The sequence below is a fragment of the Pseudomonas fluorescens genome (genome assembly GCF_002022275.1).
Classification (GTDB): Bacteria; Pseudomonadota; Gammaproteobacteria; order Pseudomonadales; family Pseudomonadaceae; genus Aquipseudomonas; species Aquipseudomonas fluorescens_AJ.
Window position 1 is genome coordinate 283,147 of sequence record NZ_MSDF01000014.1, and the last position, 21,134, is coordinate 304,280.

The following is a 21,134-nucleotide window of genomic DNA, read 5'->3' on the forward strand; positions in this document are numbered from 1 at the left end:
TCAGGCAAACACCTGCAGGCTGCGCGGCGGCAAGGCTACCCAGATGTCCTGTGCGCCCAAGCGCGGCATGGCTTCCGGCGCCAGTTCGGCCAGCAATGGGTGACCCGGCAACTGCTCCAGTTCGAAGCTCATGCGGCAGCGGTTGCCGAGAAAGGTGATTTCGCGAACCTTGGCCGGGAACAGGTTTTCTTCATGCACCGGCGGGTTGACGCTGATGGCTTCCGGGCGGCAGAACAGCCGTCCGGATTTGGCCACGCCAGCGTCCTCGGCCAAGCGCATATTCATCCCACCGACCTGGGCGTGGCTGGCGCTGTTGCGACTGAACGGCAGCCAGTTGCCCTGGCCGACAAACTCCGCCACAAACGGCGTGGCCGGGCGGTCGTAGATTTCCTGCGGCGTGGCGTATTGCTCGACCTTGCCGTTGTTCATCACGGCGATGCGGTCGGCCATCAGCATGGCCTCGTCCTGGTTGTGGGTGACCATCAGCGTGGTGATGCCCAGGCGCCGTTGCAGTTGGCGCAGCTCGGTGCACAGATGCTCGCGCACGCGGGCGTCGAGGGCCGACATCGGTTCGTCCAGCAGCAGCAAGGAAGGCGCTGGCGCCAACGCGCGGGCTAACGCGACACGTTGTTGCTGGCCGCCGGAGAGTTGGCCGGGGTATTTCTTTTCACTGCCCAACAGCCCGACCAACTCCAGCATCTGACCGACGCGCTTGCGCGTTTCATCACGGCCATTGCCCATCAGGCCGTAGCCGATATTCGCTTCGACGGTGAGATTGGGAAACAGCGCGTAGGACTGGAACAAAATGCCGTAGTCCCGCGCCTGCGGCGGCAGCAGGGATACGTCGCGGTTACCCAAACGCAGCTCGCCGCTGTCCTGGCGCTCCAGGCCGGCGATGCAGCGCAGCAAGGTGGTTTTGCCACAGCCGGACGGGCCGAGCAGGCACACCAGCTCGCCGGCGGCGACGTCCAGGGACACGTTGTCCAGCGCGGTGAAGGCGCCGAAGCGCTTCTGGATACCGCGCACCGTCATCGGCGCGCCGGGGTTGCTCAGGGCTGTGTTCATGCAAGGCACCTCATCAAACTGATGAAGCCCATGCTAGGCGGGCAATGCGTCCCTGATGTGGCAGGAAGGCAAAACGTGGCGATAGTGGTATTGGTGGATTTGTGTAGGACTCAGCCCGCCGTGTCGCCGCCAATCATCTCTGACGCCAGGTCGGCAAGGGCCCGCAGCCGATCCATCTGCCGCATATCCTGGTGATAGCCCATCCAGATATCGCGCCCGGGTAGCTCTTCACCCACGTCCAAGCGTTTGAGTGAAGGCGACTGATCACCCAACACACACGGCAGCACCGCCACGCCGAGCCCCAGCGCGCACATGCGCGCCTGCACAGTGCGGCTGCTGCTGGTGAAGCGGGTTTTCGCGCGGGGGTAACGTTTTTGCAGCCAGAGCACATCGGGATAATGCGCTTGCGCCGTGTTCATCAAAATTAAACCGAGCCCCTCTCCCTCCGAGCCCGGGCTGAAATCCAGGTGCTCGGCGATATAAAGCCCGTAGCGGATCGTCGTCAGTCGACGCTGCACGATGTCGGGTTCGCTGAACGGAATGATGCGAAAGGCAATGTCCGCGTCGCGTCGCGACAGGTCGAACAACCGGTGCCCGGGGATCACCTCGGGGACGATCAGCGGGAAGCGCCGCTGCAACGCGTCCAGCACCGGGGCGAGCACATAACCGGCGAACCAGTCCGCCGATGAGATGCGCAACAGGCCTTCAGGCTGGTCGCTGTGCCCGGCGATACGCCGCTCGATTGCCAGGGCGCTGCGCTCCATTTCCTGCGCCAGATACAGAATGCGCTCACCGGCAGCCGTCAGGACAAGCCCTTGGCTGGTGCGCCGGAAAAACACCTGTCCATTGAGTTGTTCCAGCGCCTGCAAACGCCGACCGACGGTGGGGTGGCTGACCCCGAGCTGCTTGGCTGCCGCACCCAGTGAGCCGCTGCGGGCAATTGCCAGAAAGACGCGCAGGTCATTCCAGTCCATGGCTGTGCTCGTACAAAAGTGAACAACGAAGATGCAGCAATGGCAGTCCCCTCGCAAGCCCCGGGCTCGCAGAATAGCGCCATGGGCTCAACCCCTGGCGAAGCGCTCGGAACCGGCGATCGGCGTCCAGTTTTCCAGGGGGGTGAGGAAATGCAGTTCAAACAGGCGTGCGCTGAAGCGCCATTCGCCCTCGCGGCGTTCGAACTGATCGTGATAGAGGCCGCTGAGCTGCACCGGGCCTTGTTCGATGTCATGCATAAGGCAATCGGCTGCGACGGTTGCGGTGGCCCGGTCGCCGTCGATGTGCATCAGCGGGTTGGCCATCCAGTGGTGCATGTGGGGCATTTTGCGCCAGTTGCGGGCAGCCATCGCCAGGATGCCTTCGCGGTTTTCGCCCTTACCGAAGCCGGGCAGGTCCAGGGTTGCATCCGCGTGCCAGAGGCTGTGCAAAAGCTCGGTGTCCATCCGGTCAAACGCGTTGGCATAACCGGAAATCAACGACTCGATCGCCGCGCGGCTTTCCAGGGCATCAAGGCGGGCAGCCAGGGTTTCAAGGTTCATCGGTCAGTCCTCACAACGGGGTAATTACCGGCCTGAGTGGCCGGTGGAGAAACCAGTCTGCGGGGCATCGGGCCGGGGCGGAACTGTCATTTGTGCATCTTCGGCGTTCATTTTTGTAGCTTTCAAAAACCTGTCTGACGCGCAACCAACCGGTTGCGCAGGGAGTGTTCCATGTCTGAAGTTGCGGTTATTTCACTCGACGTGCGTCGCTGGGCGATGTTCGCGGTGCTGCTGGTGGGGGCCTTTTTGCCACCGCTGGATTTTTTCATCGTCAATGTCGCACTGCCCTCCATCCAGGCGGAATTAGGTGCCACGGCCTCGGCGGAACAACTGGTGATTTCCTCGTACGCCGCGTTGTATGCGGTGACGCTGATTACCGGTGGCCGGCTGGGCGATTTGTATGGGCGGGGCCGCATGTTTCTGCTCGGGCTGATCGGCTTTGCCGCCGCGTCGACGTTGTGCGGTCTCGCGTGGTCGCCATGGGCGCTGATCGTTGGGCGAGCATTACAAGGCATTACAGCGGCGGTCATGGCGCCGCAGGCGCTGGCGGCCATACAGGTGATTTTCCGGGAGTCCGAAAAACCGCTCGCCCTCAGCCTGTACGGGGCGGTGTTTGGTCTGGCGGCAGTAGTTGGCCAGGCGCTCGGTGGCATCCTGATTTCGCAGAACGTCATGGGGCTGGGCTGGCGGGCGATCTTTCTGGTCAACCTGCCGGTGGCGCTGCTGGTGCTGTTGCTGGGCGTCCCACTGCTCAAAGACCTGCGCGCACAACACGCCAGCAAGCTGGACCTGGGTGGCATGGCGCTGTCCATGTTGACGCTGGGTGCGCTGATCGTGCCGCTGATTGAAGGGCGCGAGGCTGGCTGGCCCCTGTGGTCCTGGCTTTCGCTGAGCGCGGTGCCGCTGCTGCTGGTGTGCTTCTGGCGGTATGAATCGCGACTGGCCGCGACGGGTGGCGCGCCGCTCCTCAATCCTGCCGCATTGCGCGCGCCGGGCCTGGGCCGTGCGCTGCTGGTGGCGCTGATGCTGTATTCGATCGGTGTGTTCTTCCTGCTGTTCTCGATTTACTTGCAAGCGGCGCTGCACGTCAGTGCCCTCGATGCCGGCCTGGTATTTCTGCCATTTGGCGCAGGCCTGTTGCTCGGGCCGTTGTCGACGCCTGCCGCCAGGCGCTTGCTCGGCGAGTACGTAAATGCCATCGGCATGGCCCTGGAAACCGTCGCGCTCCTGGTCCTGGCCGGTTGTGTGCTGACCACACCGGCCGGGATCAGCCCGCCACCGCTGGCGTTGGGCGCCGTCCTGTTCGTCATTGGCCTGGGGCAAGGGCTCGCGCTGCCGACGTTGATGCGCATGATCACCGGCCGCGTCGCTGCGGGGTATTCAGGCATGATCGCGGGCATCGCCAGTTCCGCCCTGCAGATCAGCACATCGCTCAGTGTTGCGCTGATCGGCGGGGTGTTCTACACCGTGCTGGGTACAAGCAAGGATGCGGCGGTGATCAGTGAGGCGTTTGTTATCTCAAGCCTGTGCATCGCGTTTTGCCTCGCCGTGGGGGCGATACTGAGTTTCTCGCTGGCCCGGCAACGATAAGCAGGGTTCAGATCGGCGACATTTCCTGCGCCAGCCCCAGAAATGCCGCCGGCAGCCGCGCGCCTTTTCTTTCCTTGAGGCAATACAGGTATTCCGGAATCTGCGGCGCATTTTCGATGGTCAGCACGCGCAACTGCGGGTCATGGGGCACTTCCTGGCGCGCAATGATGCTGATGCCGATATTGCGCAGCACCGCCTCGCGAATCGATTCGCGGCTGCCGATTTCCAGCAGCGGGCCGTAGCTGACTCCCGCGCCTTGCAACAGGTCTTCCGTCAGCCGCCGCGTGGTGGAACCGGCTTCGCGCATCAATAGCGTGTGCCCGGCCAGGGCACTTAACGGCACGTGCTCTAGCTTGGCCAACGGGTGGTTGCGATGCACCGCCAGCACCAGCGGATCAGTGCCCAGCACGCGGCGGATCAAGCGCGGGTCTTCGAGCAATTGCGAGGAGGCGGCGACATCCACGCGGTAATCATCCAGCGCTTCGAGCACTTGCTGGGAGTTGCCGATTTCCACCGACACTTCCACGTGTGGCAGGCGTTCGCGAAAGGCTTTGACCAGATCAAGGATGTAGTACGGCGCGGTTGCGGCAATTCTTAAAGCGCCTTGCACCTGGCCGGTATTGCGCAGGAAAAACTCGATGTCGGCTTCCTGCTGCAACAGTGTCTTGACCATCGGCAGCAAGCGCGCGCCGTCATCGCTGACGGTGAGGCGACGGCCGCCGCGGTAGAACAGTTCAACGCTGTATTGGCTTTCCAGGTTGCGAATCTGGGTGGTGACCGTGGGCTGGCTCAGGCCGAGTTTTTTCGCCGCCTGGGTGATGCTGCCCAGGCGGGCGACCATGTAAAAAGCCTTCAGCTCGGCACTCAGCACACCACCCTCTCATCGTTTATTTGCGCAACAGGCGCAGGCCATTGAACACCACCAGCAGGCTCACGCCCATGTCGGCGAACACCGCCATCCACATGGTGGCCATGCCCAGGAAGGTGACCGCGAGGAAGATCGCCTTGATCACCAGCGCCAGGGCGATGTTCTGCTTGAGGATACTCGACGTTTGCCGCGACAGCCGAATGAAAGCCGGAATCTTGCGCAAATCATCGTCCATCAAGGCCACGTCGGCGGTCTCGATGGCAGTGTCGGTGCCTGCTGCGGCCATGGCAAAACCGATCTCGGCACGGGCCAGGGCCGGGGCGTCGTTGATGCCGTCGCCGACCATGCCCACGCGGTGGCCTTTGCCGTAGAGGGCTTCGATGGCTTGCAGCTTGTCGGTGGGCAACAGATCACCCTGGGCCTGGTCGATGCCAACCTGAGCCGCAATCGCCTGGGCGGTATGGGTGTTGTCGCCGGTGAGCATCAGGGTTTTGATGCCGAGTTCGTGCAGTTGCTGGATGGCTTCGCGACTGCTGTCCTTGACGGTATCGGCCACGGCGAACAACGCCAGCGGGCCGGATTTGTCGAGCAGCAGCACCACGGACTTGCCTTGTTTTTCCAGGGCGAAGAGTTTTTCTTCCAGCGCGGGCGAGCACAGGCCGAGGTCTTCCACCAGTCTGTGGTTACCCAGGTGGTAGGTTTCGCCGTTGATGTCGCCGCGCACACCGCGACCGGCCAGGGCTTCGAAGTTATCCACAACGTGAGCGGGCAGGTTTTTATCCACAGCCGCGTTGGCGATGGCGAGAGAAACCGGGTGATCGGAACGCCCGGCCAAACTCGCAGCCAGGGCAGGTGCGCTGTCTTCGATGTTCGGGAACAGCGCCAGGTAATCGGTTTGCACCGGTTTGCCGTGGGTGATGGTGCCGGTCTTGTCGAGGGCCAGGTAGTCGAGCTTGTAACCGCCTTCCAGGTACACGCCACCCTTGATCAGGATGCCTTTGCGCGCGGCGGCCGCGAGACCGCTGACGATGGTCACCGGCGTGGAAATCACCAGCGCGCAAGGGCACGCGACCACCAGCAGTACGAGGGCGCGGTAGATCCAGTCAAACCAGGCGCCCGCCATAAACAGCGGTGGAATCAGCGCCACGCCGAGGGCAAACAGGAACACCGCCGGGGTGTAGACCTTGGCGAAGCTGTCGACAAACCGCTGGGTCGGCGCCCGCGCGCCTTGGGCTTGCTCCACGGCGTGAATGATCCGCGCCAGCGTCGAGTTGTTGGCGGCGGCGGTGACCTTGTACTCAAGCGAGCCGGCCTGGTTGATAGTGCCGGCGAAGACTTTATCGCCCACGGTTTTTTCAATCGGCAGGCTTTCACCGGTGATCGGCGCCTGGTCGATGGTGGATTGACCGGCGGTGACTTCACCGTCCAGGCCAATACGCTCGCCGGGTTTTACCCGTACGATTGCGCCCATTTCAATGCTTTTGACCTCCTGTTCAGCCCAGGAACCATCAGCTTGCTGCACCGTGGCCTGTTCCGGCGTCATCTGCATCAGGCCGCTGATGGCGTTGCGCGCACGGTCCAGGGACTTGGCTTCGATCAACTCGGCCACGGTAAACAGGAACATCACCATGGCCGCTTCCGGCCACTGGCCGATCAGAATCGCACCGGTGACCGCGATGCTCATCAGCGCGTTGATGTTCAGGTTGAGGTTTTTCAGGGCGATCCAGCCCTTTTTGTAGGTAGTGAGGCCGCCGCTGAGGATCGAGACCAGCGCCACAATCGCAATCAGCCAGGTCGGCGCGACGCCGGTGAAATGCAGCACTTCGGCGCCCAACGCGCCGACGCCGGACACCGCCAGCGGCCACCAATGCTTCTTGGCGGGTGGTTCGGCGGCGGGGACGCCTTCTTCGATGGGGTCGGCCTGCATGCCGAGAGATTTGATCGCCTCGACGATCGGCGCAGTGCTCGGCAGGTCATGGGTGACGCCGAGGATGCGGTTGATCAGGTTGAATTCCAGCTGCTGCACACCGGCGAGCTTGCCCAGTTTGTTCTGGATCAGCGTCTGCTCGGTGGGGCAGTCCATGGCTTCGATGCGGAAGGTGCTCAGGCGCGAGCCGGCGGTCGGCGCTTCGCTCAGTTGCACCAACGCGGGAGCTGGCGTGCTGGAACAGCAAGAGCCGCCGTGACCGTGGTTATGCACAGGCGTGAGTTTCTTCGGGGCATGATCGTGGTCATGGTCATGATCGTGTTTGTGCGGGGTGTGGAGGGAATCGCTCATTCTGTCGCGTCCGTAAAGGTGCCTGTTGCCAAGTAAAGACCCTGTAGCCACTATAGGGTCAAGCACCCATTTGGAGATTGCTGCGATGAAGATCGGCGAATTGGCCAAACTGACCGACTGTCAGGTGGAAACCATCCGGTATTACGAGAAAGAAGGCCTGCTGCCGCCCCCGGCCCGCACGGACGCCAACTACCGCGTGTACACCCAGGCGCACACTGAGCGGCTGATCTTTATCCGCAACTGCCGCGCCCTCGACATGACCCTCGAAGAAATTCGCAGCCTGTTGGGGCTGCGTGATAGCCCGCAGGACCAGTGCGAAAGTGTGAATGCGTTGATCGATGAGCATATCCACCATGTAAAAGCGCGGATCGATGGGCTGTTGGCGTTGCAGGAGCAATTGCTCGATTTGCGCCAGCGCTGTGGTGGCGGGGATCAATGCGGGATCTTGCAGCGGCTGGAAGTTAGCGGCGGCGTGCAGGCCAGTGAGGCCGAGCACTCCCATGTGGGGCGCAGTCATGGGCACTAAGTCGGATTGATGGCGACTGCTATCAGCAGGGCCATCTTGCCGGGCGCTTTATTGCCAGCGATGAAGATCCAATGTGGGAGCTGGCTTGCCTGCGAAGACGGCGGCACAGTCGATAGAGGGGTTGCCTGGCCCACCGCCATCGCAGGCAAGCCAGCTCCCACCTTATTTCACTTTTGCCGCAGGTCCTCGGGTAACAGGGCCTCGGGGATGTTCTGGTAGCTCACTGGCCGCAAAAATCGGCGGATGGCCATGGTGCCCACCGACGTAGCGCCAAAGTTGGTCGACGCCGGATACGGCCCGCCATGCACCATGGCTTCACTCACTTCCACACCCGTAGGAAACCCATTGGCGAGGATACGCCCGGCCTTGCGCTCCAGAATCGGCAGCAAGCGGCTGACTTCGGCGCTGTCCTCTGCATCCATATGAACCGTGCACGTCAGTTGCCCTTCCAGTGAGCGCGCGACCTCAAGCAACTCGTCATTGTCCTTCACCGTCACCACCAAACCCAGCGGACCAAACACTTCATGGCCCAGCGATGCATTCGCCAGCCATTCGCGCCCCGTGGTGGCGAACAGATACGGCATGGCCTGGCGCAGCTCGCAGGTGGTGGATAACACTTCACGCACCCCCACCGCATTCGCCACACGGTCGCGGCCATCGCGATAGGCGTTGGCAATGCCTTCGGTCAGCATCACTTGGGCGCCAACCGGTTCCAGGGCACTCACCGCCGCGTCGATAAACGCATTCGCCGACGCGCCTTCGGTCAATACGGCAACGCCAGGGTTGGTGCAGAACTGCCCGGCGCCCATGGTCAATGAACCGGCCCAGCCCTTGGCAATTTCCAGCCCGCGCGCAGCCACCGCATGCGGCATCAGGAACATCGGGTTCACCGAGCCCAGCTCGCCAAAAAACGGAATCGGCTCGAAACGTTTCGCGCACAGATCAAACAACGCCCTGCCCGCCCCCAATGAGCCGGTAAACCCCACCGCCTTGATCAGCGGGTGCTGCACCAATCGCTGCCCCACCGCCCGCGAGCCGCCGTGCACCAGGCTGAACACGCCAGGGTGTACGCCGCACTTCTGGATGGCGGCGTGAATCGCCTCCGCCACAATTTCGCTGGTACCGGGATGCGCCTCGTGCCCCTTCACCACCACCGGGCAACCCGCGGCCAGCGCCGACGCCACGTCACCGCCGGCGGTGGAAAACGCCAGCGGGAAGTTCGACGCACCAAACACCGCCACCGGCCCGATCGGGCGCTGGATCAAGCGAATGTCCGGGCGCGGCAGCGGCTGGCGATCAGGCAACGCCACGTCGTGGCGACGGTCCAGGTAATCCCCCGCAAGAATATGCGAAGCAAACAAACGCAGCTGCCCCACGGTGCGCCCGCGCTCACCTTGCAAACGCCCTTCAGGCAGGCCGGTTTCCAGGGAACCCACGGTGGTGATGCTCGGCGCACGCGCTTCGATTTCATCGGCGATGGTGTTCAAAAACGCCGCACGCGCCTCCCGGCTCGAATAGCCGAAACTCCAGAACGCCGCTTCCGCCGCCTCGCAGGCGCGGTTCACCAGCTCAATGCTGCCCGCCGAAAACCACTGGGCCGGGCCCTGGGTCGGGGCGTTGGAAAAGCTGCTGTCGCTGGCGACCCAAACGCCGGCGATCAGGTGTTTGCCATGGGGTGTAAAGGACATGGGCGTTTCCTGAAGTTGAAATGGATTAACCGAAATAGCGCACGCGAATGGCGTCGATGGCCACCGCGATAAAGATCATCACGCCGCCGATCATGCCAACATAAAACGACGGCACGTTCACAATCGCCAGGCCGACTTGGATCACTGTCAGCAACAATACGCCGCCCAGTACGCCTTTCACGTTACCGCGCCCGCCGAATACGCTGACGCCGCCAATAATCGGCGCCGCAATTGCGTAAAGCAGATAACTGGAACCCTGGCTCGAGGTAATTGCCATCTGCCAGGACGCCAGCAGAAAGCCCGCCGCCGCCGCAAGAAAACCGGAAATGGTGTAGGTGATGATCTTCACCCGGTCCACGCGGATGCCCGCCGAGTTCGAGGCAATCGGGTTACCGCCCACCGCATAGATCGAACGGCCCAGCACGGTGCGCCGCAGTACCACGCCCATCACCACCAGCGCGAGCAGAAACACCACCGGCATCAATGGCCAACCATCAATGGTCACCTGGCCGATCCAGATATAGCCGTCGGCCATATTGGTCAGCGTGGTGCCCTGGGTCAGCGCCAGCAGCGCGCCTTGCAGGATGATCATCATCGCCAGGGTTTCGATCAGCGAGACCATCTTCAGCCGCGTGATGCACAGCCCGTTGAAGAAACCGATCAAGGTGCCCACCAGCAAGCCGATGATCACCGCCAGGTACCACGGCAAGCCCCAGCTGGAATAGGCCAGCGCACCCACCGCCGAGGAGAACCCGGCGTTGGCCGGAATCGACAGATCAATCTCCGCCACCAGCAACGGCAACGCCACCGCCAGCCCCAACATGCCGAGCACCGTGGCTTGCACCATTACGTTCTGCAGGTTGAACAGGGTGAAGAAGAATTCGTTGAACAGGCCGAAGCCTGCCACCAGTGCGATCAGCCAGATCCACACCACGTTGTGCAGCACCCAACCCAGCACCGCCGGGCCGTTGATTTTGGTTGCGGCAGGCGCTACCCCGTTGCCGGGCTTCACTAAAGTACTCATACCCGTGTCTCCACTCTTTTTCTTATTCAACTGCTGGATCCTTGTACGGATGCGCGGATGCGCTCGACGCAGATGTCCTCTCCCGTCAATGTTTCCTTGATCGTGCCCTGATCGAAAATGCACACCCGGTCCACCGCGCGCACCAGTTCATCGGTGTCGCTGGACACGATGATCACCGCTACGCCGGCATCGCTGAGCTCGTCGATAATGCGCAACACGTCCTGCTTCACACCCATGTCGATGCCCCGGGTCGGCTCGTCCACCATCAACAACCGTGGCTGGGTCGCCAGCACCCGGCCCAGGCAGACCTTTTGCTGGTTGCCGCCGCTGAGGGTGTTCACCGAGTAATCCGGGTTGGGCGATTTGACGCCCATCGCCGCGAAGTAGTGATTGATCACCGAGGCTTCGGCATCGGCGTCGATAAAGCCCAATTTGCTGCGCGTGGCGAGGGACGACATGGCGATGTTGCTGCCAATCGACATCTGCCCCACGGCGCCGTCCTTGCGACGGTCGTCGGAGAGGTAGGCAATGCCCGCCTCGAATGCTGCACTCGGCGAACGCGGCAATGGCTGTACGCCTGCGCCATTCATCGCCAGCGTGCCGATGGCCGGGTGCAGGCCGAAAATCGCCCGGGCCATTTCCTTTGCGCCCGCGCCCGGCAGGCCGGTAAAACCGACCACCTCGCCCGGCGCGATATCCAGGCTGTCCAGCGCCAGCCACTTGCCGCGCACACCGCGCAGGGAAATCGCCGGCGCCTTGCCGCTGTGGTCGCGGCGCTTGCGCTGGAACAGTTCCACGCCGTGGCCGATCACCAGTTCGGTGAGCTGCTCGGAGGTCAGCCCGGTGATGTCCGCACGTGTGCCCGCCAGCGCCCCGTCGCGCAGCACGGTGACCGCGTCGCAGATCTCGAGGATTTCGTCGTTGTAGTGGGAAATAAAGATGAAGGTCACGCCCTCGCCTTTCAGGCGCAGCATGAAATCGAACAACTGGCGTCGGTCGACCACCGTGAGCGAAGCCGTCGGCTCATCGAGGATGATGACCTTGCCCCCGGAAAACATCGCGCGAAGGATGTTCAGCTTGCGCCGCGCCACCGCATCCAGCTGACCGGCAAGCGCCTTGGGGTCGATGCCCGAACCGTCGAGCATGCGCGCCGCGTCGGCGTTCAGCTGTTTCCAGTCAACCAGCCCATTGCGCGTCGGCCAGATGCCGAGCATCAAGTTTTCGGCAGCCGTCAGGTTGCCGATGATCATCGGCTCCTGGGTTACCAGGAACACCCCGGCCTGCTCCATCGCCTTGACGTCCACCTGCTTGAGCGGCTGCCCGTTCATGAGGATCTGCCCGGAGGTCGGGATGACCTGGCCGGAGATGATCCCCACCAGCGTGGACTTGCCCGCGCCGTTTTCCCCCAGCAGCCCATGAATCGAGCCGCGACGGATTTGCGTGGACACCCCGCGCAAGGCGCGGACCGGGCCGTAGCTTTTGGCGACATTCTCGATGCGCAGAATCGTGTCGTCGGGCGTTGGGTGTAAGGTCATTTTGTTGTTCTCACCATCACCTTGTCGGATAAACATCGCGCCGGCGGTGACTCACGCCGCGCGACGGACCATCACTTCGAGGCCACGCCCCACACCTTCTCCGCGACGTAGCCCCAGTGGCGTTTGTCGTCGGCATTTTCGGGGGTGATCATGAACGCCGGAATCACCAGCGCCGGGCCAGTTTTGCTCTGCACGATCTCGCCGGTTTCCCAGAAGTAGTCCTTGTTCTGGTAAGTGCCCAGCGGCACCGCTTCGCCCTTGAGCGCGTGCTTGGTGATCATCTCCACAGCGATCTGGCCATAGGCAACCGGGTCCTGGGACACGCAGCCGTCCATGTAGCCGTCCTTGATCCAGTCCAGCGCCACCGGCTCGCCGTCGATATTGATAAAGATAACGTGGCCTTTCTCACCGACTTTTTTCCAGCGGTCTTTCTGCTTCAGTGCCGCGGCGATACCGCGTGACGGCGAGTCCGACGGCGCGTGCACGGCGTCCAGGTCCGGGAATTCCGACAAGGTGGAAAGCGTGACCGACTGCATCTTGTCCAACTGGCCTTCGGTAGGCCGCGCGAGGTATTTGATCTCGGGGTATTTGGCGAACACCGAGTCCATGCCCTCTTTGCGCAAGCGCCACGCCACCGACGCCAGGGCGCCGAAGCAGTTGAGCACGGTGCCTTTGGGGCTGCCGTATTTGGCCACCAGGCGTTTGACGATTTCTTCAGCGGCCATCACGCCACCCTTGAAGTTGTCGAAGCTCACCGTGATCGCCACGTCGCCGCCGTCGGCCGGGGTGTCGATGATGCCTACCGGAATCTTGCGCTGGTTATAGCGCTTGATCGCCGAGACGATCGCCTGGCTGTCGATGGGGTCGGAAATGATCGCCGTAGGCTGCGACAGCATCAGGCTCTGCCATTGGCCGAGCTGGGTGGTGGTGTCGAAGCTGGCATTGGTCGCCTGGAACTTGCCGGACAGCGCCTGCACTGCGCGCTTGACCGACTCTTCCTGGATCACGAAGAAATAGTAGTCCAGGCTCTTGTTGGAGTAGGCAATGGACAGCGGGGTTTGCGCCATGGCTGTGCGCCCCAGCATCGAACCCAACCCCAGTACTACACCGCCAGCCAGGACGCTGCGGCGGCTCACGCTCGAAAAATCGACTTTTTTCATGGAAGTGACTCCGACTTATTATTGTTGGTTGAGTACGTCTTTCCTTTCTTCACGCGTCGTGCGGTATAGCTCCAGACAAATCAGGCAATCAGCGCATCCGTACGTAGGACGAACCGTCAAAACAACCCACTACCATGCCCACCGCCTCGCGGGTGAACAGGCCGTTTTCGACCACGCCGGGGATTCGGTTCAGTTCGATTTCCAGGGGCGCCGGGTCGGTGATCACCGGGCCGCAATGGCAGTCGAGGATAAAGTTGCCGCTGTCGGTCACCACGGTCTCGCCGTTGCGTTCGCGACGGATGATCTGTACCTCGGTGATGCCGTGTTCGGCCAGCACGCGCTTGACCAGACGCTCGGTCTGCTTCCAGCCGAACTGCACCACTTCCACCGGCAGCGGGAAGGCGCCCAGGCTGTCGACGATCTTGGTTTCGTCCGTCACGCAGATCATGCGTTTGGAGGCATGGGCGATGATCTTTTCCCACAGCAAGCAGGCGCCACCGCCCTTGATCATGTTGAACTGGCCGTCGATTTCGTCGGGGCCGTCGACCGTCAGGTCCAGCTCGCCGATTTCATTGGGGTCGGTGATTTCGATGCCGACTTCCCGCGCCACGTCATTGGTGGAGCGCGAGGTGGTGGTGCAGGTGAGTTTCAGGCCGTTGGCCACGTGCTTGCCCAGCTCGCGAACGAAGAAATGCGAGGTGGTCCCGGAGCCCAGGCCCAGCTTCATGCCATCGCGCACAAATTCCTCGATCACCCGGCGGGCGGCGACCTTCTTGGCTTCGTTCTGTTGATTACTCATTACCTGCTCCACGGATCGGGGTTTAAATTTTGTCGGTACGCCAGGAATCAAGGGCGGTCAGTTGATCGGGGAACTGACTGCCGCTGGCGATGGCAATCGCCGCCACCAGCATGTTGGTGACCAGGTGGTGATTGAGCCGTGACGCTAGCGGTGTCATCAGCTCGGTGTGTTCGTAAGGCTTCACGGCGATCAACACGTCAGAGACTTTCGCCAGCGGGCTGTCATCGGCGGCAATCGACACCACTTTGGCCCCGGCCTGGCGCGCGGCAATCGCCATATCGACCATCTGCCGGGTGTGCCCCGACTGCGAGAAAATCAGCGCCACTTCACCGCTGCGTGCGCCTTCGGCGTGCATCTCCTGGCGCTTGCCGCCAAGCAAGGCCTGGCAGCGCATGCCCAGGCGCTGAAACTTGTGCTCGGCGTCCAGCGCGTTGACCACCGAAATGCCGGTGGCGTAGATCCCCACCCAGCTCGCGGCCTGCAACAGCTGCGCGGCTTCGGCGACTTTTTCCGGTTCCAGGTCTTCTTCCAGGCGCTGGATGGCGTTCAGCGAATTGCGGCAGGTCTTGCGCACAATGTTGTCGATGCTGTCATCCGGGATGATCTGTTCGTAGGCAAACGGTGCCGACGGCACCAGGCTCTGCACCAGGTGCAGCTTCAAGGCCTGGTAACTCTCGAAACCGAAACGCCGGCAGAAACGCATCACGGTCGGGTCGCTGACCGAACAGGTTTCCGACAATTTGGCCATGCTCATCTGCAGCACTTTGGACGGCGAGGTGGAGACGAAATTGGCCACCCGGCGCTCGGCGCGGTGCATGTTCTTGCTTTCATCAATGATGCGTTGCAGCAAACTGTCGCTCATATGCGCTCCTTGGCGATGGGTGGGCTGCGTTGTAACAGATCAGCCAAACGGTTCAAGCGCTGCGCCGCAGAAATCTCTACCAGCGGGCCACCGCCCCACGGCACGACAAAAAATGCGACACCGGCGGCGTGCGCGGTTTGCTGGTCGACGCGGGTGTCACCCACATACGCCCACGTCTGGTCGGCCAGCGCCATGGCGTCGGCGACCGCAAGCAGGTGGCCGGGGTCGGGTTTGCACGCTGGCACGGCGTCGGCGCCTATCGCCGCGTCGAACAAATCCGCCAGGCCCAGTTGCTCCAGAACCTTGCCGGTGACGGCGTGGTTCTTGTTGGTGCAAATGCCCAAGCGAATCCCGGCTTCGCGCAGCGCCACCAGGTCTTCGCGCACATGCGGGTAAAACCGTGTGCGTCCCGCCGGGTCGTCCATATAGGCCTGCAAATAGCCTTCGAACGCGCGCTGCACCTGGGCTTCGTCGTAAGGAATATCCAGGTCTTCGAGGATGTCGACGATCAAGCGTCGCGGCCCGTTACCGAGGAAAGCTTCCACATGATCCGGGTCGAGCTCCGGCCAGCCGTTCAGCATAAAGCCGGCATTCAGGGCCTTCGCGATATCGTAGGCGCTGTCGATCAGCGTCCCGTCGAGATCAAAAATCAGCGCGTTATAGACGGCCATGAACAGACTCCTAATCGAAAAGAGGGGCGCCGAGCTCAACAAAGGTTTCCCTGAGCGTCGGATACAAATGGCGATAAATGCGATGGGCCTGGGCGTGGACCTCGGCCGTGGCGCCATTGGGCGCCTGGCGGGTCATCGCGCGGCAGCTGGCGGCGGCACTGGCCGCGTCAGGCCACACATTCACGGCCAGCCCGGCCACCAGCGCCGCGCCGAACGCAGCGCCCTCGGCCGCGCCTTCAGTGGTCACCACGTCGCAGCCGAAAATATCCGCCTGCAGCTGGCGCCACAGCACCGAGCGCGCGCCGCCGCCGGAGGCTTTGATCACCTGCCCGGCAATGCCCAATGGGCGCATCAGCGCGTACATGTCGGCGAGGGCGTAGACCGAGCCTTCCATCACGGCGCGGGCCATATCGCCGCGTTGATGGCGACCGGTGAGGCCGATAAAGGCAGCGCGCAGAACCGGGTCTGGATAGGGGCAGCGTTCGCCATTCAGGTACGGCAAAAACAGCAGGCCATGGGCGCCGGGCGGGCTGTCGGCGGCTTCGGCGGCGATCTGTTCGAAGGGCACACCTGCGCAGAAGGTGTCGCGAAACCAGTTCATCGAGCCACCCGCGTTCAGCGACACGCCCATGCAGTGCCACTTGTCGGCGGCGACGTTGCAGAAGATTTGCAGGCGGCCGTCGGGGTTGTCCTGTGGCGTGTCCAGCGCAGCCGCGAGGATGCCGGCGGTGCCGATGGTGGTTTGCAATTCGCCCGGTGCGATCACGCCGGAGCCGAGGGTCTGGATCACCGAGTCACCGCCGCCGCCCGCCACTGGAGTGCCCACCGGCAGGCCAAACAGTTGCGCGCCGTGGCCGCTGACTCGGCCAGAAATCACTTGGGATTCAAACACGGGAGGCAACAACGCGGGATCGATCCCAAGCGTCTCTACCAGCCCGGTCGCCCACTGCCGCGAGCGCACGTTGAACAACCCGGTGCCAGACGCATCGGACACTTCACTGGCGACTTCGCCGGTCAGGCGCAGGCGCAAATAGTCTTTGGGGTTGAGCACCGTGGTCAGCCGCGCGAACAGCTCGGGCTCATGGCGCTGCATCCACAGGATTTTGCCGCCGGTGTAACCCACCAGCATGCGGTTGTCGGTGGCGGCCAGCAGGCCTTCAAGGCCACCGGCAGTCTGGGTGATCCACTCACACTCGGCGGCGTTGCGCTGGTCGTTCCACAAAATGGCCGGGCGCAAGACTTTTTGCGCGGCGTCCAGCGGCACCAGCCCGTGCATCTGGCCGGACAAACCGACTGCCAGCAGCTCGACGCCGGGGGCCTTGGCGAGTACGCCGGCTATCGCCTGGCGTGCGCCTTCGATCCACAGTTCAGGATCCTGTTCGGTCCAGCCGGGTCGGGGTTGGGACAGCGGATACGTCGCCGTGTCGGCGGCAATCACCGCGCCCTGCACGTCGAGCAGCAATGCCTTGCACCCGGAGGTGCCGATGTCGATACCAATAAGGGCCTGCATGACTCAATTCCCGACGCCATGGTGCAAGCGGACATGCTTGAAGTTGAAGTACTCCAGCAGCCCTTCGCGCCCGTGTTCGTAGCCCACGCCACTTTGTTTGCGGCCACCGTAGGGCGCATTCATGATCCCGGCGTCGACGTTATTGATCGCCACGTTGCCGTAGTCGAGCTGCGCCGACAGGGTGTGGATATCGACCAGATCGCGGGCGTACACATACGAAGCCAGCCCGTAAGGCGTGTCGTTGGCCAGTTGCACGGCTTCGGCCAGGTCGTCGAACGGTGCGACGCCGACCAGCGGGCCGAAGGTTTCTTCGGTCATCACCAGCATCTCGTGAGTGCAATCGGCGACCACGGTGGGGCGGAAGAAATGCCCATGGGCGAATTCCTCGCCTTGCGGTGCCTCTCCGCCAGAGACCAGACGCGCGCCTTTGGCCAGCGCATCTTCAAGGTGGGCGCGGGTTTTGTTCAGGGGTTCTGCGGAGGCCATTGCGCCCAGATCGGCGCCGGGGTTTTCCAGGCCGTTGTGCACGGTCAAAGCGTCAGCGGCGGCACCCAATTGGGTGACGAATGCTTCGTAAATCGAGCGGTGTACATAGATACGGTTGATCGCGATGCAGATCTGCCCGCAATTGCGGAAGCTGCGGCGCGTGGCGCCTTTAACGGCGGCGGCAACATCGGCGCTGGCGGTGACCACCATCGGGCAATTGCCGCCCAGCTCCAGGGACAGGCGCTTGACCTGCGGGCAGCTGCGCTGGATATGCAGGCCGACGGCGCTGGAGCCGGTGAACGCGACTTTGCTGACATCCGGGTGCTCAACCAGCGCCTGGCCGACCACCGAACCCTTGCCGGTCAGCACGTTGACCACGCCAGCGGGAATCCCGGCGTCGATGCATTTCTGTGCAATGGCCAGCGCGGTAAACGGGGTGAGTTCAGCAGGTTTGATGACGATGGTGCAACCAGCGGCCAGGCTCGCGCAAAGCTTCCAGCCGACCAGTTCCGCCGGGTAGTTCCACGGCGTAATCGCCGCCACCACACCAATCGGCTCGCGCACCACCAGGCTTTGGAAGCCGGGCTGGTCGTTGGGCACGATCTCGCCGTGCACGCGGGTGGCTTCTTCTGCATAGAAGTGGCAGGCCTCGGCGAGTTTGAGCACTTCGCCCTTGGCCTCGTTGACCGGCTTGCCCTGCTCGGCGGTCATGACGTGCGCCATGTTCAGTGCATCAGCGGCGATCAGGTCGCCCAAACGATGCAATGCGCTGGCGCGGGTTTTCGGCAGTTCGCGGGACCAGATCAGAAACGCACGGCGGGCAGCTTCCACGGCTCCGTTGATTTCATCCGCAGTGGCAGCAGCGATATGCCCCAGTACTTCACCTGTCGCCGGGTTCTCGACCGGCAACCTTGAGCCCGCACCTTTGCGCAGCTGACCATCGATAAACAAGGCGCCTTCCAGCGCGGCAATCGTGTCGCTGTGAATCTTATTGTTATGCATCGAACTGCTCCGTCACCTGTCTGGGCGGTTGAACCACTCGCTTAATTCGAAAATATAGTATTGCTAGCTTTTTGCAATAGTCTGGTGAAAATTCATCCACACGACTTTTGCACCATAAATGCGCACAAGCGCCTGAAACACTTAATATTCGCCTTATTTTTCAGAAAATTAGTCTTAAAACGTGGTTTTTATCGCGAAAAATGCAGTTTCTTTCATACAAGATCGCTTGACCGCTCTTAAAATCGAAACGTAGCATTACTAGATATCAAACAATAAAGGACCACCCCCATGCTGCCCATCTCACTCAAACACGCCAAATTGGTCGGCCGGGTCTGGCTTCCCGGCAAGGGGCCTTGCGTGGTGATCCTGCGCGAAAACGTGCTGATCGACGTCACGCCATCCGTGGTCTCGATGGCCGATTTTCTCGACAACAACCCTGCCGAACGCTTCGACACACTGGCCGGTGAGCCGGTGGGCGACCTCGCGGATTTGATCCTTGAACCCTCCGAGATGGGCTATCACTCCGACCGCCCTTGCCTGCTGGCTCCCTGCGACTTCCAGGCGCTGAAGGCCTGCGGCGTGACCTTTGCCAGAAGTATGGTCGAGCGCGTGATTGATGAACGCACGGCGGGCGATCCTGGCCGCGCCAATGAACTGCGCGCGCTGATCGGCTCGCTGATTGGTGACAGCTTGTCCAACGTGCAGGCGGGCTCGCCTAAAGCGGCAGAGATCAAGGCCGCGCTGATTGCCGAGGGCTTGTGGTCGCAATACCTGGAAGTGGGTATTGGCCCGGATGCCGAGGTGTTTACCAAATCCCAGCCCATGGCGGCCGTGGGCTACGGCGCGCAGGTGGGCATCAACCGCATTTCCGAGTGGAACAACCCGGAGCCCGAAGTGGTGCTGGCGGTGGACAGCCAGGGCAACATTCGCGGCGCCACCCTCGGTAATGACGTGAACCTGCGAGACGTGGAAGGCCGCTCAGCGCTGCTGCTGGGCAAGGCCAAGGACAACAACGCGTCGTGCTCCATCGGGCCGTTTATTCGGTTGTTTGATGAACACTTCACCCTGACCGACATTGAAAACGCGACCCTGACCCTGTCCGTCAGCGGCCTTGACGGCTTTGAAATGTCTGGCGGTTCGAACATGGCTGAAATCAGCCGCAAGCCGGCCGATTTGGTGAAGCAGACGCGCAATGATTCGCACCAGTACCCGGACGGTTTCATGCTGTTTCTCGGCACCATGTTTGCGCCGACCCAGGACCGCGAGAAAAAGGGTTCGGGCTTTACCCACAAGGCCGGTGATCTGGTGGAAATTTCCTCGCCGCTGCTGGGCACCTTGCGCAATACCGTCGTGTACTCCGACGAAGCCGCGCCCTGGACGTACGGCACCCGCGCGTTGATGCGCAACCTGGCAAAACGGGGGCTGCTATGAGTCAGAAGTTTGTAGTGACCGACCAGGCATTCGGCAACACGCGCCACGAGCAGGCGGCCGCCGCACTGGTCGGCGCGCAGTTTTCCGAGCATCAGTGCCGCAGCGAAGAGGAAACCGAGGAAGCGGTGCGCGGTGCGCATGCGGTGATCAATAACTTCGCGCCGATGACCCATCGCGTGATGGCCGCCATGGCGCCGGGTGCGGTGGTGGTGCGGTACGGCGTCGGCGTGGATAACGTTGACCTTGCCGCCGCCAAGGCGCTGGGGGTCCGGGTGTGCAATGTGCCGGATTATGGTGTTGAGGAGGTGGCGGACCACGCTGCTGCGATGACCCTGGCGCTGGCGCGCAAGCTGGATCACTACGGCACCGGCATTCGTAATGGCGAGTGGAAAATCGCGCAGATGGTCGATGGGGTGCGCTCCCTGCGCGATACCACTGTGGGACTGATCGGGCTGGGCCGCATTGCCCGCGCTTTTGCGTCGCGCATGTCGGCGTTCGGTTGCACGCTGGTGGGCTACGATCCGTACGTGACTAACCAGCAGGCGCGGGAGTGCGGGATTGAGCCGATGTCGCGGGCCGAGGTGATTGCCTGCGCCAATGTGTTGTCGTTGCATGTGCCGTTGATGCCGGAGACGCGCCATGTGATCAATGCCGATGCCATCGCGCGGATGCCCAGGGGCGCTATTCTCATCAACTGTTCCCGGGGTGGGTTGATCGACGAGACGGCGCTGGCTGAGGCGTTGGTCAGTGGGCATTTGTCGGGGGCGGGGCTGGATGTGTTTGAGAGGGAGCCGTTGCCGATGGATTCGCCGTTGCGTAGCGCGCCGCATTTGTTGGTGTCGCCGCATGCGGCGTTTTTTTCGGATGCGTCGGTGGATGCGTTGCAGCGGTTGGCCAGTGAGGAAGCCTTGCGCGGCTTGCGTGGAGAGGCATTGCGCTGTGCGCTGACTTGAGCCTGGTTCGCTAGGGGCGGAATGTGGGAGCTGGCTTGCCTGCGATGGCGGCTTGTCCGGGTGTATATCCATTTTTTGGGTAACGGCTTCTATTGGTTCCGCTCTTACAGCGGGTCACTTTTGAAAAGAGCCCAAAAGTAACCAAAAGGCT

Annotated in this window: 18 protein-coding genes; 4 read left to right on the forward strand and 14 right to left on the reverse strand. The window is 62.4% G+C overall.

Annotation, left to right across the window (positions count from 1 at the left end):
* The 3 genes from BFW87_RS09505 to BFW87_RS09515 all read right to left on the reverse strand — a co-directional run bounded on the left by BFW87_RS09505 (nucleotide 1) and on the right by BFW87_RS09515 (nucleotide 2,600).
* The gene (locus BFW87_RS09505; RefSeq protein ID WP_078739605.1) at nucleotides 1-1,065 is read right to left on the reverse strand and encodes a putative 2-aminoethylphosphonate ABC transporter ATP-binding protein; all 1,065 of its coding nucleotides are present in this window, start codon (nucleotides 1,063-1,065) and stop codon (nucleotides 1-3) included.
* A gap of 110 nt (nucleotides 1,066-1,175) precedes the next feature.
* Nucleotides 1,176-2,039 (reverse strand): LysR family transcriptional regulator, encoded by an 864-nt coding sequence (locus tag BFW87_RS09510; protein ID WP_078739606.1) that lies wholly within the window; start codon nucleotides 2,037-2,039, stop codon nucleotides 1,176-1,178.
* Nucleotides 2,040-2,126: 87 nt separating this feature from the next.
* Nucleotides 2,127-2,600 carry a nuclear transport factor 2 family protein gene (locus BFW87_RS09515; RefSeq protein ID WP_078739607.1) on the reverse strand — a complete coding sequence of 158 codons (474 nt, stop codon included), beginning with the start codon at nucleotides 2,598-2,600 and terminating at the stop codon, nucleotides 2,127-2,129.
* Nucleotides 2,601-2,771: 171 nt separating this feature from the next.
* On the opposite strand from BFW87_RS09515, the gene BFW87_RS09520 reads away from it, so the two are divergent.
* Entirely contained in the window at nucleotides 2,772-4,190 is a 1,419-nt protein-coding gene (locus BFW87_RS09520; protein WP_078739608.1) for an MFS transporter, read from the forward strand.
* Nucleotides 4,191-4,197: 7 nt separating this feature from the next.
* On the opposite strand, the gene BFW87_RS09525 is transcribed toward BFW87_RS09520, so the two are convergent.
* The gene (locus BFW87_RS09525) at nucleotides 4,198-5,061 is read right to left on the reverse strand and encodes a LysR family transcriptional regulator (RefSeq protein WP_078739609.1); all 864 of its coding nucleotides are present in this window, start codon (nucleotides 5,059-5,061) and stop codon (nucleotides 4,198-4,200) included.
* 16 nt (nucleotides 5,062-5,077) lie between these two features.
* A complete protein-coding gene (locus BFW87_RS09530) occupies nucleotides 5,078-7,336 on the reverse strand; it encodes a heavy metal translocating P-type ATPase (protein ID WP_078739610.1) in 2,259 nt (752 codons plus the stop codon).
* Nucleotides 7,337-7,421: 85 nt separating this feature from the next.
* Here BFW87_RS09530 and cadR point away from each other — a divergent pair, with 85 nt between their 5' ends.
* Nucleotides 7,422-7,862 carry a Cd(II)/Pb(II)-responsive transcriptional regulator gene (cadR, locus tag BFW87_RS09535; protein WP_078739611.1) on the forward strand — a complete coding sequence of 147 codons (441 nt, stop codon included), beginning with the start codon at nucleotides 7,422-7,424 and terminating at the stop codon, nucleotides 7,860-7,862.
* Between the two features lie 167 nt (nucleotides 7,863-8,029).
* Here cadR and BFW87_RS09540 read toward each other — a convergent pair whose 3' ends face one another.
* The 9 genes from BFW87_RS09540 to BFW87_RS09580 all read right to left on the reverse strand — a co-directional run bounded on the left by BFW87_RS09540 (nucleotide 8,030) and on the right by BFW87_RS09580 (nucleotide 18,599).
* Complete coding sequence (locus BFW87_RS09540; protein ID WP_078739612.1) at nucleotides 8,030-9,550, reverse strand: aldehyde dehydrogenase (NADP(+)); 1,521 nt, start codon at nucleotides 9,548-9,550, stop codon at nucleotides 8,030-8,032.
* Nucleotides 9,551-9,575: 25 nt separating this feature from the next.
* Entirely contained in the window at nucleotides 9,576-10,574 is a 999-nt protein-coding gene (locus tag BFW87_RS09545) for an ABC transporter permease (protein ID WP_078739613.1), read from the reverse strand.
* 26 nt (nucleotides 10,575-10,600) lie between these two features.
* The gene (locus tag BFW87_RS09550) at nucleotides 10,601-12,109 is read right to left on the reverse strand and encodes a sugar ABC transporter ATP-binding protein (RefSeq protein ID WP_254865862.1); all 1,509 of its coding nucleotides are present in this window, start codon (nucleotides 12,107-12,109) and stop codon (nucleotides 10,601-10,603) included.
* 71 nt (nucleotides 12,110-12,180) lie between these two features.
* Nucleotides 12,181-13,269, reverse strand: a complete 1,089-nt coding sequence (locus BFW87_RS09555) for a sugar ABC transporter substrate-binding protein (RefSeq protein WP_078739615.1) — start codon at nucleotides 13,267-13,269, stop codon at nucleotides 12,181-12,183.
* An 88-nt stretch (nucleotides 13,270-13,357) separates the two neighbouring features.
* The gene (gene rpiA, locus BFW87_RS09560; RefSeq protein WP_078739616.1) at nucleotides 13,358-14,068 is read right to left on the reverse strand and encodes a ribose 5-phosphate isomerase A; all 711 of its coding nucleotides are present in this window, start codon (nucleotides 14,066-14,068) and stop codon (nucleotides 13,358-13,360) included.
* 22 nt (nucleotides 14,069-14,090) lie between these two features.
* On the reverse strand, nucleotides 14,091-14,930 hold the full coding sequence (locus BFW87_RS09565) for a MurR/RpiR family transcriptional regulator (protein WP_078739617.1): 840 nt from the start codon (nucleotides 14,928-14,930) through the stop codon (nucleotides 14,091-14,093).
* Nucleotides 14,927-15,601, reverse strand: a complete 675-nt coding sequence (locus BFW87_RS09570; protein WP_078739618.1) for an HAD family hydrolase — start codon at nucleotides 15,599-15,601, stop codon at nucleotides 14,927-14,929. The genes BFW87_RS09565 and BFW87_RS09570 overlap by 4 nt, the downstream gene beginning before the upstream one ends.
* Before the next feature lie 10 nt (nucleotides 15,602-15,611).
* Nucleotides 15,612-17,111 carry a xylulokinase gene (gene xylB, locus BFW87_RS09575; protein WP_078739619.1) on the reverse strand — a complete coding sequence of 500 codons (1,500 nt, stop codon included), beginning with the start codon at nucleotides 17,109-17,111 and terminating at the stop codon, nucleotides 15,612-15,614.
* A 3-nt stretch (nucleotides 17,112-17,114) separates the two neighbouring features.
* The gene (locus BFW87_RS09580) at nucleotides 17,115-18,599 is read right to left on the reverse strand and encodes an aldehyde dehydrogenase family protein (RefSeq protein WP_078739620.1); all 1,485 of its coding nucleotides are present in this window, start codon (nucleotides 18,597-18,599) and stop codon (nucleotides 17,115-17,117) included.
* 288 nt (nucleotides 18,600-18,887) lie between these two features.
* Between BFW87_RS09580 and BFW87_RS09585 the strand changes: the two genes are divergently transcribed.
* Nucleotides 18,888-20,030, forward strand: a complete 1,143-nt coding sequence (locus tag BFW87_RS09585; RefSeq protein ID WP_078739621.1) for a fumarylacetoacetate hydrolase family protein — start codon at nucleotides 18,888-18,890, stop codon at nucleotides 20,028-20,030.
* Nucleotides 20,027-20,983, forward strand: a complete 957-nt coding sequence (locus BFW87_RS09590; RefSeq protein WP_078739622.1) for a C-terminal binding protein — start codon at nucleotides 20,027-20,029, stop codon at nucleotides 20,981-20,983. The genes BFW87_RS09585 and BFW87_RS09590 overlap by 4 nt, the downstream gene beginning before the upstream one ends.
* Nucleotides 20,984-21,134: the final 151 nt, after the last annotated feature.

Excerpts from the sequence above, each read along its gene's own strand:
- rpiA (WP_078739616.1), bottom strand. The coding sequence starts at position 14,068 with ATGAGTAATCAACAGAACGAAGCCAAGAAGGTCGCCGCCCGCCGGGTG.
- BFW87_RS09505 (WP_078739605.1), bottom strand. The coding sequence starts at position 1,065 with ATGAACACAGCCCTGAGCAACCCCGGCGCGCCGATGACGGTGCGCGGT.
- BFW87_RS09510 (WP_078739606.1), bottom strand. The coding sequence starts at position 2,039 with ATGGACTGGAATGACCTGCGCGTCTTTCTGGCAATTGCCCGCAGCGGC.
- BFW87_RS09555 (WP_078739615.1), bottom strand. The coding sequence starts at position 13,269 with ATGAAAAAAGTCGATTTTTCGAGCGTGAGCCGCCGCAGCGTCCTGGCT.
- xylB (WP_078739619.1), bottom strand. The coding sequence starts at position 17,111 with ATGCAGGCCCTTATTGGTATCGACATCGGCACCTCCGGGTGCAAGGCA.
- cadR (WP_078739611.1), top strand. The coding sequence starts at position 7,422 with ATGAAGATCGGCGAATTGGCCAAACTGACCGACTGTCAGGTGGAAACC.
- BFW87_RS09540 (WP_078739612.1), bottom strand. The coding sequence starts at position 9,550 with ATGTCCTTTACACCCCATGGCAAACACCTGATCGCCGGCGTTTGGGTC.
- BFW87_RS09580 (WP_078739620.1), bottom strand. The coding sequence starts at position 18,599 with ATGCATAACAATAAGATTCACAGCGACACGATTGCCGCGCTGGAAGGC.
- BFW87_RS09545 (WP_078739613.1), bottom strand. The coding sequence starts at position 10,574 with ATGAGTACTTTAGTGAAGCCCGGCAACGGGGTAGCGCCTGCCGCAACC.
- BFW87_RS09570 (WP_078739618.1), bottom strand. The coding sequence starts at position 15,601 with ATGGCCGTCTATAACGCGCTGATTTTTGATCTCGACGGGACGCTGATC.
- BFW87_RS09515 (WP_078739607.1), bottom strand. The coding sequence starts at position 2,600 with ATGAACCTTGAAACCCTGGCTGCCCGCCTTGATGCCCTGGAAAGCCGC.
- BFW87_RS09590 (WP_078739622.1), top strand. The coding sequence starts at position 20,027 with ATGAGTCAGAAGTTTGTAGTGACCGACCAGGCATTCGGCAACACGCGC.
- BFW87_RS09520 (WP_078739608.1), top strand. The coding sequence starts at position 2,772 with ATGTCTGAAGTTGCGGTTATTTCACTCGACGTGCGTCGCTGGGCGATG.
- BFW87_RS09585 (WP_078739621.1), top strand. The coding sequence starts at position 18,888 with ATGCTGCCCATCTCACTCAAACACGCCAAATTGGTCGGCCGGGTCTGG.
- BFW87_RS09565 (WP_078739617.1), bottom strand. The coding sequence starts at position 14,930 with ATGAGCGACAGTTTGCTGCAACGCATCATTGATGAAAGCAAGAACATG.
- BFW87_RS09530 (WP_078739610.1), bottom strand. The coding sequence starts at position 7,336 with ATGAGCGATTCCCTCCACACCCCGCACAAACACGATCATGACCATGAC.
- BFW87_RS09550 (WP_254865862.1), bottom strand. The coding sequence starts at position 12,109 with ATGACCTTACACCCAACGCCCGACGACACGATTCTGCGCATCGAGAAT.